The organism is Streptomyces sp. NPDC107471 (assembly GCF_055582845.1).
In genome coordinates, this window is the sequence record NZ_JBVJPC010000015.1 from 146037 (window position 1) to 159087 (window position 13051).

Consider the following 13051-nt stretch of genomic DNA (forward strand, 5'->3'; position numbering starts at 1 on the left):
CCGGCCGGGTGAACCGGCCGAACCCGCGAAGTAACAATGAAGTAAAGCTCTTGTCCGATGGTTAGACCATAAGACCACACCTGCTGTTCTATGCAGGGTACGAGCCGACGGAAGGTGTTCACCGATGTGCGATCACCGTCCGTCGAGCACCTGGACGGAAGCGAACCCCGGTCACTTACCCGCCGGCTGACACCTGGCCGACCCTCCCCCGGTGACCACGCGTCGCCACCCGGGCGAACGCACCCTCCCCCACAGCCGCGCTCCTCCGTCCGCCCTCCGACCCGTCCGCTTCCTCCAAGGAGTGTGCGATGCGTCATGGTGTTCACCCCGCCGGCCTGCTGGCCGCCGGTCTCCTCCTCACCGCCTGCGGCGCCTCACCGACGACGGACGCAGCCGGATCCGCCCCCGACAAGAACCCCTACGCCGCGTACGAGTCCCTCACCGGCACGGAACGCACCGACAAGCTGGTCGCCGACGCCAAGGACGAGGGCGGTGTCCTCGACCTCTACACCTCCAACACCGACATCCAGGACCTCGTCGACGGCTTCCAGAAGGCCTACCCCGGCATCAAGGTGCACGCCTTCCGCGCCAACTCCGAGACGGTCCTGCAACGCGCCCTCCAGGAGAACCAGGCCGGCAAGCCCCAGAACGACGTCATCGACACCAACGACCTCGAACTGCGGGCACTCGACTCCCAGCACCTGCTCCACCCCTACGACGGCCCCGCCGCGGCCGGACTGAGGGACGCCGCGAAGCACCTCGGCGGCTGGACGGCCGAACGCTTCAACGCCTTCGTCGTCGGCTGGAACACCGACGAGGTCGGCAAGGGCGAGGAGCCCAGGGACTTCGCCGACTTCGCGGACCCGAAGTGGAAGGGCAAGCTGGCCGTCGAGGTCGGCGACTGGGACTGGTACGCCTCGATGCACACGTATCTGACCGAGGAGAAGAAGATGAGCTCCTCGGACGTGGACGCCCTGTTCAAGAAGATCGCCGCCAACGTCAAGGTGACCAAGGGCCACACCGTGCAGGGCGAACTGCTCAGCGCGGGACAGTTCGCCGTAGCCCTGTCGGTGTACAGCCACACCATCGACAAGGCGGCGGCCAAGGGCGCGCCGGTGGCCTGGCGGCCCGTCGTCGAGCCGGTGATCCTGCGCCCCAACGGCATCGGACTGATGGCCAACCCGCGCCACCCCGCCGCGGCCATGCTGTGGACCGACTGGGTCCTCAGCGACGGCCAGAGGATCATCGCGGACTCCCTGCGCATCCCCGCCGCCACATCGGTGCCGGGCTACAAGGATCCGATCCCCGCCGGCACCACCACCTACAGCCTTTCCAAGAGCGCCGAGACCGACACCAAGAAGTGGAACGCCGCCTACGACGCCCTGCTGCGCGGCGTCCCGGCGGCGGGCTGACCCGCACATCCCCTTTTCGCCTCTTTCAGGAGAGCACCGCATGAGGACCCGTATCACCACCCTCGCCGTGGCCGGACTGCTGGTCGCATCCGTCACCGGCTGCGGGGGCGCCATCTCGACCGCCGCGTCCAACAGCAAGGCGGACGGCGTCTACGCGCAGATCGCGAAGCTGCCCCAGGACCAGCAAGTGGCCAAGGCCAAGGAGCTGGCCGGCAAGGAGGGCAGGACCCTCTCCCTGTACACCTCGATGACCGCGGACATCGCGACGCCGGTGGCCAAGGCCTTCCAGCAGAAGTACGGCATCCGGGTCAGTGTCTTTCGCGGCAACTCCGAGACGGTGCTCCAACGAGCGCTCCAGGAGGGGCAGGCCGGCAAACCGGGCGCCGACGCGGTGGAGACCAACTTCCTCGAGATGACCGCGCTCTCCGGCAACGGCATGCTGGTGCCCTTCAACGGCTCCGCGCTCGACAAGGTCGAGAAGACCGGCCGGTTCAAGGACTGGACCGCGAGCCGGCTCAACGTCTTCCAGCCCGCCTGGAACACCGACCTGATCAAGCCCGGTGACGAGCCGCAGAGCTGGGAGGACCTGGCCCTGCCCAAGTACAAGGGCAAGCTCACCCTCGAGATCAGCGACAGCGACTGGTACCAGAGCGTCACCGAGTGGTGGCTCGACCACGGCAAGAGCCAGGCCGAGGTGGACAGGCTGTGGAAGGCCATCGCCGCCAACGGCAAGGTGGCCAAGGGCCACACGACGATGATGCAGTTCCTCACGGCGGGCCAGACACCGCTGGAGGCCATGAACTACACCTACATCACCGACCGGGCCGAGGCGGCGGGCGCTCCCGTCACGCACCTCCCCCCGAACGGCGTGTCGAAGATACCCGCCTTCGCCCGGCCCAACGGCGTCGGCATGATCAAGGGCGCCCAACACCCGGCCGCGGCCTGGCTGTTCTACCACTGGCTCCTCACCGACGGGCAGAAGGAGCTGGTCAAGCTCAAGCTCACCCCCTCGACGAAGGTCCCCGGCGACAAGAGCCTGAACGGACTCACGCTCGCCCCCTTCGACGTCAAGGCCCTCAGCTCGAAGTCCGGCACCTGGGACAAGAAGTACGACGCGCTGCTGCGCGGCGTCGGCACGGTGGGGAACTGACCGCCCATGACACTCGTACCCACTCCCACCAGGTCCCAGGGCGACGGCCCCGGGCCCGGACCGGGACCTGCCCTCGGCCTCGCACCGGCCGAACGGACCGCGCCCGCACGCCTCCTGCGGATGGTGCGGGGCCTGCTCTCCTTCCAGGGCCTGCTGGTCGGCGGCGCCGTCCTCGTCGTCGGCTACCTCGCGGTCGTGCCGCTGGGCTATCTGATCCACGACACGTTCCTCAGCTCCGACGGCACCGGTGTCTCCTTCGGCGCGTTCTCCCGGGCCTACGGCGGCAACGCGCAGGCCGGCGAGATGCTGCTGAACTCGATGTGGTTCGCCCTCGGTTCGGCGGCACTGGCCCTCGTCCTCGGTACCACCCTGGCGTATGTGCAGGTCCGCACGGACACCCCGTTCAAGGGCCTGTTCTTCGCGGCGTCGCTGGTGCCGCTCATCGTGCCCGGCATCCTGTACGCCACCTCGTGGATCTTCCTCGGCGACCCCTCGACGGGCATCCTCAACTCCCTTTTCTTCAAGCCCCTGTTCGGCGCGACACCGATCAACATCTACAGCGTCTGGGGCATGATCTGGGTCCAGGGACTGCACCTGGCGCCGGTCGCGTTCCTGCTCATGGTCGCCGCCTTCCGGGCCATGGACCCCTCGCTTGAGGAGTCCGCCGCCATGTCGGGGGCGAACCGGCTCACCGTCCTGCGGCGCGTGACGGTACCGCTGCTGCGGCCGGCGATGATCTCCGCCGCGCTGCTGATGTTCGTGCAGTCCCTGGAGAGCTTCGAGGTACCGGGCCTGCTCGGCCTGCAGAACGGCATCTACGTCTTCACCAGCCGCATCTACTTCGTGCTGCGGGCCTACCCGGTCGACTACGGCGCGGCCGGCGCCTACGCCATCGGCCTGCTGCTGATCGCGGCGGCCGGCGTGCTGCTCTCGAGCTGGCTCCAGCGCTCCTCGCGCAACTTCCAGACCGTCACGGGCAAGGCGTTCCGGCCCCGCCCGGTCGAGCTGGGCCGGGCCCGTCCGTTCGTCGGGGTCGCCGTGATCCTCTACTTCCTGATCACGGTGGTCCTGCCGGTCGCGGTCCTCGTGTACGCCTCGATGCTGAAGTACTACGCGGCGCCGTCGCGCAAGGCGCTCAGCTCGATGACGCTGGACAACTACCGTGCGGTCCTCGACATGCCGCTGGCGTTCACCGCGCTGAAGAACTCGCTCCTGCTCGGCGTGGGCGCGGCGACCGCGGTGATGGTCCTGACAGCCGTGGTCTCCTGGGTCGTCCTGCGGACGAAGGCCCCGGGCAGGCGGCTGCTCGACCTCGTCGCCTTCACCCCGATCGTCATCCCCGGCCTGGTCCTCGGTCTGGCGCTGTCCTTCGTGTACCTGCGGATGCCGCTGCCGATCTACGGCACCCTGCTCATCCTGCTGATCTCGTACTGCACCCGCTATCTGCCGTACGGCATGCGGTACTCGTCGGCGGCGATGGCCCAGATGTCACCGGAGCTGGAGGAGTCGGCCCAGGTGTCCGGCGCCTCCTGGTTCCAGACCTTCCGGCGGGTCCTGCTGCCCCTCATGAGCAGCGGCATCCTCGCCGGCTGGGTCTACATCCTCGTCGTGTCCTTCCGTGAACTGTCCAGCACGATCCTGCTCTACAGCCCCGGCAAGGAGGTCCTGTCGGTGCTGATCTGGGAGCAGTTCGAGAACGGCCAGTTCACCACCCTCGCCGCCCTGGGGGTCCTGATGGTCCTCCTGCTGGTCCTGCTCGTCTCCATTGCCTACCGCCTGGGCGCCCGCTTCGGGTTGCAGGGCGACTCCGCGAACTGATCGAAGGGACCTTCAGCGATGTTGACGGTCGAATCCCTGAAGAAGAGCTACGACGAGACAGCGGGACGCAGAGCCAGGCGCCGCGCCGACGACACACGCACGTATGCCGTCGGCGGGGTCGACTTCGAAGTCCAGGACGGCGAGCTGTTCACCCTGCTCGGCCCCTCCGGCTGCGGCAAGACCACCACCCTGCGTTCGGTCGCCGGCCTGGAACGGCCCACGGACGGACGCGTCACGCTGGGCGGGCGCGTGCTGTTCGACGCCGCCCGGGGCGTCAACATGCGGGCCAACCAGCGCGGTTTCGGCATGGTCTTCCAGTCGTACGCCATCTGGCCGCACATGTCGGTCTTCAAGAACGTGTCCTTCCCCCTCGATGTCATGCCGCGCGCCAAACGGCCCGGCCGCAAGGAGATCGAGGAACGCGTCGGGCAGGTCCTCGACGTCACCGAGCTCGGCGCCTACGCCTCCCGCCCCGCCACCAAGCTCTCCGGCGGCCAGCAGCAGCGTCTGGCCCTGGCCCGCGCCCTGGTGACCCATCCCGAGCTGATGCTCCTCGACGAGCCCCTGTCCAACCTGGACGCCAAGCTGCGCGAGACGATGCGCTTCGAACTCAAGCGCCTGCAAAGGGAGTTGCACCTGACGGCGATCTACGTGACGCACGACCAGTCCGAGGCACTGGTGATGTCGAGCCGGATCGCCGTGATGAACCAGGGGCGCATCGAGCAGATCGGCAAGCCCCGCGAGATCTACACCAAGCCCGCCACCCGCTTCGTCGCCGAGTTCATCGGCACCTCCAACTTCCTGGAGGGGACGGTCGCCTCGGTGCACGGGCAGGAGGTCCAGGTCGACACCGAGCACGGCCGGCTGGTGGCCCACGAGGTCGACACGGCGCCCGTGGTCGGGGAGAGCGTGCTGGTCTCGATCCGGCCCGAGTGCGTGGAGCTGTCCCGCGAGCCGCGCGGCAACGTGCCCAACGAGTGGTCCGGCAAGGTCCTCACCCGTGCCTTCATGGGCGATGTCGTCGACCACATCGTGGGCGTCGGCAAGCTGGAGATCCGCAACCGCTCCAACCCCAACCTGTCGATACCGCCCGGGACGGAGGTCCATTTCTCCATCGCCCCGGACAAGGTGACCCTGGTCCCCGTCGACTGACCGATGCCGATACCCCGAGTACTGCGCAATCGCGACTTCGACCTCTACTGGGGTGGTGTCGTCCTGTCCCAGATCGGGACCCGGGGCGCCGTCGCCGCGAACCTCTACCAGGTCTACCAGCTCACCGGCTCGACCGCGCAGGTCGGGCTCGTCGGCCTCGCCCAGGCGGTGGCCCTGCTGGTCCTGTCCCCGGTCGGCGGGATCTACGCCGACCGGCTGGACCGGCGCCGGCTGCTCCAGGTGACCCAGGCCGTCGCACTGCTGGTGTCGGCGGGGCTCGCCGCCGTGACCCTCGCGGACGCCGCGACGGTGTGGACGGTGGTCGTCTCCTCGCTGCTGGCGACGGCGGCCGCCACCTTCGACCAGCCGGCCCGGCAGGCACTGATTCCGGCACTGGTGCCGCGCGAACGGCTCGTCGAGGCGTTCGCGCTGCTCAACCCCTCCCGCGAACTAGCGATCCTGGTGGGCCCCGCGTTCGCGGGCGTGTTGATCGCCCTCGGCGGACCGGGCGCCGTCTATGTCTTCGACGCCGTCACCTACGCCGTCCTCGTCGTCGTCCTCGCCCTGCTGCGGGTGCCGCCCCTCGTCTCCGAGGACAAGCACCGGTCGCTGGTGGAGAGCCTGCGCGAAGGCGTGCACTACGTGGCACACCGGCCCGTCATCTGGCAGTTGATGGGCCTGGACCTGACCGCCACGGTCTTCGGCGCCTACCGGGTGCTGCTGCCGGCCTTCGCCGCGGACGTCCTCCATGTGGGGGCGACCGGGTACGGACTCCTGTCCGCGACCCCCTCGGCCGGCGCGCTGATCGGATCGGCGTGGGTGTTCCGGCTCGTGCGCACCGCGCGTGCGGGACACATCGTGCTGTGGGGAACGGCCGCCTACGGCCTGGCCGTGGTGGGGCTCGCCCAGTCACGTGTCTTCGTCGTGGCGGTCCTCATGGCCCTCGCGCTGGGGGCGGCGGACGCGGTCGCCACCACCGTCCGGCACGCCGCCGTGCAGGTCGAGACGCCGGACGGGCTGCGCGGACGTGTCTCGGCGATCTACCAGATGTCCTCCCGTGGCGGACCCGCGATCGGCGACTCCGCGATGGGACTGCTGGCGGGTGCGCTCGGACCGGTCGCGGCCCTCACCCTCGGCGGTCTGGTGCCCGCAGCCGTGTCCGCGGCGAGCGCACTGCGCAGCCGCACCGTGCGCGAGTACAGCGTCCCCGGCCCCGAGCCCGCCACCCCCTGACCGCTCCGACTGCTCCCGCGTTCCCCTACCGCTTGTTGGGAGACACATTGAGTACGCGTACGACAACCGAGGTCACCCACTACCACGTGCAGAAACGGCGCCGCGCCGCCTTCATCGAGGAGTGGCGTGCCAACCACCGCACGGTCGTCGCCCACGAGGACGTCGTGATGCACCCGACCGAACGCGGCAGCCGCGTGGGGGTGTTCGTCGGTGCCGACGGCGACCGGCCGACCCGCACCATGGACGCGCTGGCGCACGAGATGGACCCGGGCACGACGACCACCGTGCACCGGCACTCGTGGGACGCCATGGTGTTCGTCGTGGCGGGCTGGGGCTGGACCGAGATCGACGGCGAACGCGTCGAATGGGGCCCGGGCGACTCGCTGCACCTGCCGGCCTGGTCCTGGCACCGCAGTGGCAACGACGGAGACACGACGACGCGTTACCTCACCTTCTCCAGCGAGCCGCTGCTGGAGACGATGGGCCTGTCCGTCCTCGAGGACGCCGGTCACACGGCCGTGTCCGAACTGCCGCCACGCCCGGCCTTCTCGGCGGGCCGCGACGGCTCCGACCCGTACGCGGCGCGCCTGCGCCGACTGGCACGCGAGCAGGAGTCCCGCCGCTCGGGCCGACTGCACACGAGCTGGGACGAGCTCGAACTGCGCAACACCCCCCGCGGCACCCGCACGACGTTCCTGCTCGACCGGGCCATCGGCTACCAGGCATCCGGCATCACCATGGCCATGTTCGAGATCGGGCCGGGCCGCGCGCAGTCGATGCACCGGCATCCGGGCGAGGCCTGGCTGTACGTCGTGGAGGGCTCCGGCGAGAGCTACCTCGGCACCGAGCCCGAGGGCGGCGAGCGGCACCCGTGGAAGAAGGGCGACCTCATCGTCGTCGACCACTTCCTGTGGCACCAGCACATCAACACGGCCCCGGAGCACACCGCGAAGGTGGTGCGCATCCATATGTTCGACAGTTTGCTGGAGACGATGCGCGCGCTGTGCGACCCGCTGGTGCTCTTCGAGGAGCCGCCGGAGCACATCCGCGACGCGCAGGCCGGCGACCCGTCGACGATCCGGTGGCCTGCGCTGACGCGGCCCACGTGGCCGTGAGCGGAGGGAAGAAACGGTGAGCCCCGCACTGCCGCACGGCGTCTCGGGGATCCACGCCCTGCCGGCCGACCATCACGACGGCCCCTGGGACTCCGTGATCATCGATCCCCGCGTCAAGGAACGCCTGCTCGCGACCGCTGTCCTCGTGCAACGGCACGGGCGGCGGCTCGCGGGCTCGCCCCTGGCACCGCACGGTCTGGTGGTACTGGCCGGGCCGCCCGGCACCGGCAAGACCACCCTGGCCCAGGGACTGGCCCAGGCCGCCGCGCGTGCCCTGGCCCCGCACGGCGCGAGCACCCTGGTGGAGGTCGACCCGCACGCCTTCCCCAGCGAGATGCTGGGCGAGAGCCAGCGGGCGGTCTCCCGGCTGTTCCGCGAGACCCTGCCCGAACTGGCCGCGCGCCGTCCGCACACCACGGTCCTCGTCGACGAGGTCGAGGCGCTCGCGGTACGGCGGCACTCGGCGTCCTTCGACACCAACCCGGTGGACGTGCACCGGGCGACGGACGCCGTGCTCAGCGGTCTGGACGCGCTGCGCGCCGAGCGTCCCGGCACCCTGCTCGTCGTCACGACGAACTTCGCCGAAGCCGTCGACGAGGCGTTCCTGTCCCGCGCCGACCTCGTCGTCCGCACCGAGCTGCCGGACGAGTCGGTGGTCCCGCGGATCGTCGCCGATTCGCTGCGCGGCCTGGCCGCGCAATGGCCCGAACTGGCCCCGCTGGCCGAGGACGCGGCCGTGCACCGGCGCGTCGGCCAACTGCTCACCGGGCTGGACGGCCGGCGCATCCGCAAGACGGTGCACGCGGCGCTCGCCCTGCGCCTGGCGACGGCACAGGAACCGTCGCTGCTCCGCCTCGACGATCTCGTGTCGGCGGCGGAGGAAGCCGCGGCCGGCCGCACCTAGCACGCAGGCCGCGACGGCCGGGGCCCCACACCGCGTCCACGGTGTGGGGCCCCGGCCGTTGCGGGCCGTACCCGATCAAGCCTCGACCGCCTGGTACTCGGGGGCGTCCTCCATGAAGTGCACCGTGTCGTAGCCGAGGTGCTTGAAGACACGGTTCTGCGCCGAGAGCACGCGCAGCGGTGTGCCGTCGTAGGCGAAGAGCTGGCAGACGTGATTCTGCGGCACGTACAGCGTGTCGCCCTTGGTGATCTCGTGCCGCGTGGGCTCCTTGGCGATCCGCGCGTAGTACTTCTCGGCGATCTCCGCCTCGACCTCCCACTGGAGGGCGTAGCCGCTGCCGTCGAGGACGTAGTGGACCTCGTCGGCCATCTTCCAGTACTTGCCCGAGCGGCTGCCCGCGGGGATGTCGAGCTCGAACGCGTCGACGGAGAAGATGCGGGCGTCGGTGCGCTGCGGTGAGGACATCACACGGACGCGGCCGAGCGGGGTGTTCTCCCAGGTGGTGTCGCCGACGCTGATGACCTTCTTGCGGTCCCCGACCCCGGGCGTCCAGATCCGCGACCAGTCCTCGCGCGGCCCGAACCTCTCCTCCTCCTCGACGGGGCCGCTGCGCCCCTGCTGGAGCAGGCCCATGAACATCCAGGTGCTCTTGGCCTTCACCACCAGCGCGGTGGCGGTCTCGTCGTAGGGGTTGAAGTGGCGGTGCACCGAGTCGGTGTGGACGAAGACCAGGTCGTCCTTGGTCCAGTCGTACCGCTGGTCGTCGTGGATCTCGTAGCCGCGGCCCTCGAGGATGTAGAAGGCCGCCTCGTTCTGGTGCCCATGCCCGTGGTTGCTGGACTGCGGCGGCAGTTCGACGAAGTGGACCTGGATCGTCTGGGTGAGGAACTCCTCGTCCCCCGGGCCCACCCGCCACCAGGTGCGGGACTTCTCGCTGTCGCCCGAGTGGGCCACCTTGGCGTCGTCGACGACCACGGAGTCGTCTCGTACCCGTTCCACGGCCAACTGCTTGCGCCGGAACTCGCCGAGCCCGTACGTCTCCGAGGTCAGGCCGCGGACGAACACTCGCCCCTTCTTGCCCATGCTGCCTCCTGTGCCGGCCGAAGCCATGCCTTGGTGACCATCTGATGGTCTAACCATAATGCCTTAACGGCGGGCATAAAAGAGTCCCGGGTCCAACAGGACCCGGGACCGGTACCGCTGCGGTCACTTCCCGGCGTTGTCGGCCTTCACGCGCGAGGCCGTCCGCCCCACGTGGGTGCGCATGATCTTCGTGGCCGCCTCCGCGTCCCGCGCGGCGATCGCGTCGACGAACTGGCGGTGCTCCTTCGAGCCGTACTGGCCCATCTTCGGCTCCACGCTCTGCGCCTCGCGCAGGCTCATCAGCAGCGGACCGTGGAAGGACTGTACGAGCATCTCGATCGCGGCGTTGTGCGTGCACGCGGCCACGCGCGTGTGGAACGCGGCGGACATCTCCATGTCGTACGTGCCCTGCTTCACCGCCTCCGCGTGCTCGTCGCACATCGCGCGCAGGGCGTCGAGGTCCTCGTCCGTGGCCCGCTCGACGATCAGGGGAATGATGCCGAGCTCGAAGACCAGCCGCGCCTCGGTGACCTCCGACGCGGACAGCGGCGACAGGGTCAGCAGATCGGCCAGCCCCTCGCCCACCCGGCGTGACGACGGCGCCGTCACGAACGCGCCACCCCGGGCGCCGACCCGGATCTCGACGAGCCCGCTGGTCTCCAGGCTGCGCAGCGCCTCACGCACGGTCACCCGACTGACGCCGAACTGCACGCACAGGTCACGCTCACTGGGCAGCCGGTCACCGGGCTGCAGGCGCTGCTCCTTCAGCAGCAGCCGGATCTGCTCGACGATCAACTGCGAGACGCGACTTGAAGAGACCGTCTTGAACAGACCGTCGGAGGACGCGGTCCGCTTGGCGGCGGCCCCGCCTTCGGTCGCGGCGGGCTGGGACTGACTCGGTCGCGATGGCATGGCGGCATTCTCCCATGGTCAGAGGCTTCATTGACCGTCTCTCTCGCAATGGCTTAAAGTCATACCAACAGACCAATAGCTCGTTTGATTCCGGGCGTCGCCCACCCAGGGCCACCGCCCTGCGGTGCGAACGCAGCGGTTTCGGGTGAATCCAGGCGAGGAGGCCGCCCCGGCCATGACACTCCATCACCGTCCGGCAGACACTCCGTGCTTTCCGATCGCCGTCCCTCGCCGGGGGCACCGATGACCGAACCGCCCCAGGGGCCGTACGAAGCGCTGCGTGAGCGTGTCGCCCTCGCGTGCCGGGTGCTCGCGGTCACGGGACTGGTCGAGCACATCCTCGGCCATGTCAGTGCCAGGACCGGCCCCGACACCTTTCTCGTGCGCGGTCGCGGGCCCGAGGAGCGCGGGCTCGCGTTCACCGTGGTCGAGGACGTGCAGCAGGTCTCTCTCGACGGGGTGGGCGACATTGCGCCGGGCTGGGCCGCGCCGACGGAACTGCCCATCCACAGCGAAATCCTGCGCGCTCGCCCCGAGGTCACGGCGGTGGTGCACGCCCACCCCCCGTCGGTCGTCGCCGCGTCCCTCACGGACCTGCCCTGGCTTCCGCTCGTCGGGGCGTACGACATCCCGGCCGCCCGGCTCGCCCACGACGGCATCCCCGTATGGCCCCGTTCGGCGCTGATCCGCCGCCGCGAACTGGCGGAGGCCATGGTGGCCGCGCTCGGCGACCGCCCCGTCGTCGTCCTGCGCGGCCACGGCCTGGTCACCGTGGGCACGGGCGACCCGGCCGACGCCGTCGCGGAGGCCGTCACCCGGGCGCTGGCCGTCGACTCCCTGGCCCGCATCGCGCTCGCCGTGGCCGCCACCGGCGCGCCGCTGCGCCCGATCCCTGACGAGGACCTCGCCGAACTGCCCGACCTGGGCGCGGCGTTCAACGTGTCGACGATGTGGCGCCACCTCGCGGCCAGGGCCGAGACCGAGGGCCCCAAAACCCCGCTGCGCCCCTGACCGCCGAGACGACCCCGCGAGAACCCGACCCAGGGAGGATCGTGCTCGTCATCGACAACGAGGTCACGGCCGGCCTGCTCACCATGCCCGACGTCGTGCAGGCCCTTGAACAGTCCTATCGGGACCTGACCGCGGGCGTCGCCGTCTGCCGTCCGCGCATCGACCTGGCCCTGCCGGTGGACGACGAGCGTGTCTACCAGTGGGGAACGATGGAGGGCGGATCGGCGCGCACCGGCTATGTCGCGATCCGCATGAAGTCCGATCTGCTCACCGAGGTCAGCGCCGGGGGCAACCGGACCCAGGAGAAGTACTGCGTGGAACCGGGCACCTTCTGTGGCCTGGTGCTCCTGCTCGACACCCGCACCGGCGAACCCGTCGCGCTGCTCAACGACGGAGTCATGCAGCATCTGCGGGTCGGTGCCGACTCCGCGATCGGCGCGCGCTTCGGCGCACGCGCGGACGCCCGCGTGCTGGGACTGCTCGGCTCCGGCGGCATGGCACGAAGCCACGTCGAGGCGTTCCGCACCGTCCGCCCGCTCGAACGGGTCCAGGTCTACAGCCCCACCCGAGCGAACCGGGAGCGCTTCGCCGCGGAGATGCGCGAACGGCACGGCCTGGAAGCGGTCGCGGTCGACTCCCCCGAGAAGGCTCACCAAGGCGCCGACATCCTGGCCGGTTGCACCGACGCCGTCGACAGGGTCGTCCTCGGCAGCCGGCTGCGACCCGGAACACACGTCACCTGCATCGGCGGGCGCCTGGACGCCGACGCACTGCGACGCATCGACGTGTGGCTGCGCCTGGGCAGTGCCAGCGTGCCCACGTCGACGCCTGCCTGGGCGACCGACGACGAGTACGTGACCTACCGGGCCCGCCCCGACGCCCCCGTCTGGCAACGCCACCGCCGCGGCTCCCAGGCACACCGACCACCGCACACAGCCAGGCCGGTACGCCTGGACGCCGTCCTGGAAGGCCGCGCCCGTGCCCGAGACGACGAGACCCAGGTGACCTTCTCGGAACGCGGCAACATCCAGGGAGCGCAGTTCCACGCCCTGGCGGCCCTCGTCTACGAACGGGCTCGGGAGCGGGGGCTGGGGCGGGAGATTCCGCGTGAGTGGTTGATGCAGGATGTACGTGACTGACGAGGGTGGGGACTGCGCACCGGGCACCGGGCGGCAGCGCGGGGTGGCATGGGGGGTGCTGGACGAGCGTGTCACCGCCATGTCGTTGCCGCAGCCGACATGGCGGTGACGTGTGACTGGGC

11 protein-coding genes are annotated in these 13051 nt (G+C 70.0%); 9 read left to right on the forward strand and 2 right to left on the reverse strand.

The window, feature by feature from the left end; translation table 11 throughout:
- The first annotated feature begins 308 nt into the window (after positions 1–308).
- The 7 genes from ACZ66S_RS36795 to ACZ66S_RS36825 are packed head-to-tail and all read left to right on the forward strand — an operon-like array spanning position 309 to position 8784.
- Positions 309–1412: an ABC transporter substrate-binding protein gene (locus ACZ66S_RS36795; protein WP_469905922.1), complete on the forward strand. Its 1104-nt coding sequence runs from the start codon at positions 309–311 to the stop codon at positions 1410–1412.
- A 40-nt stretch (positions 1413–1452) separates the two neighbouring features.
- Positions 1453–2562: an ABC transporter substrate-binding protein gene (locus tag ACZ66S_RS36800; protein WP_469905923.1), complete on the forward strand. Its 1110-nt coding sequence runs from the start codon at positions 1453–1455 to the stop codon at positions 2560–2562.
- A 6-nt stretch (positions 2563–2568) separates the two neighbouring features.
- Positions 2569–4380 (forward strand): ABC transporter permease, encoded by a 1812-nt coding sequence (locus tag ACZ66S_RS36805; RefSeq protein WP_469905924.1) that lies wholly within the window; start codon positions 2569–2571, stop codon positions 4378–4380.
- 18 nt (positions 4381–4398) lie between these two features.
- Complete coding sequence (locus tag ACZ66S_RS36810; protein WP_469905925.1) at positions 4399–5532, forward strand: ABC transporter ATP-binding protein; 1134 nt, start codon at positions 4399–4401, stop codon at positions 5530–5532.
- 3 nt (positions 5533–5535) lie between these two features.
- Positions 5536–6765, forward strand: coding sequence for an MFS transporter (locus tag ACZ66S_RS36815; RefSeq protein WP_469905926.1), 1230 nt, complete (start codon positions 5536–5538; stop codon positions 6763–6765).
- 47 nt (positions 6766–6812) lie between these two features.
- A complete protein-coding gene (locus ACZ66S_RS36820; protein WP_469905927.1) occupies positions 6813–7880 on the forward strand; it encodes a cupin domain-containing protein in 1068 nt (355 codons plus the stop codon).
- Positions 7881–7896: 16 nt separating this feature from the next.
- Positions 7897–8784, forward strand: a complete 888-nt coding sequence (locus tag ACZ66S_RS36825) for an AAA family ATPase (protein WP_469905928.1) — start codon at positions 7897–7899, stop codon at positions 8782–8784.
- A gap of 75 nt (positions 8785–8859) precedes the next feature.
- Here the strand turns inward: ACZ66S_RS36825 and ACZ66S_RS36830 are convergent, their stop codons facing one another.
- Positions 8860–9867 carry a cupin domain-containing protein gene (locus tag ACZ66S_RS36830; RefSeq protein WP_469905929.1) on the reverse strand — a complete coding sequence of 336 codons (1008 nt, stop codon included), beginning with the start codon at positions 9865–9867 and terminating at the stop codon, positions 8860–8862.
- Between the two features lie 123 nt (positions 9868–9990).
- Entirely contained in the window at positions 9991–10779 is a 789-nt protein-coding gene (locus ACZ66S_RS36835) for a FadR/GntR family transcriptional regulator (protein ID WP_469905930.1), read from the reverse strand.
- A gap of 243 nt (positions 10780–11022) precedes the next feature.
- Between ACZ66S_RS36835 and phtC the strand changes: the two genes are divergently transcribed.
- Both phtC and ACZ66S_RS36845 read left to right on the forward strand, forming a co-directional pair.
- Positions 11023–11790, forward strand: coding sequence for a 3,4-dihydroxyphthalate decarboxylase (phtC, locus tag ACZ66S_RS36840; RefSeq protein ID WP_469905931.1), 768 nt, complete (start codon positions 11023–11025; stop codon positions 11788–11790).
- Positions 11791–11831: 41 nt separating this feature from the next.
- Positions 11832–12929 (forward strand): ornithine cyclodeaminase family protein, encoded by a 1098-nt coding sequence (locus ACZ66S_RS36845; RefSeq protein WP_469905932.1) that lies wholly within the window; start codon positions 11832–11834, stop codon positions 12927–12929.
- Positions 12930–13051: the final 122 nt, after the last annotated feature.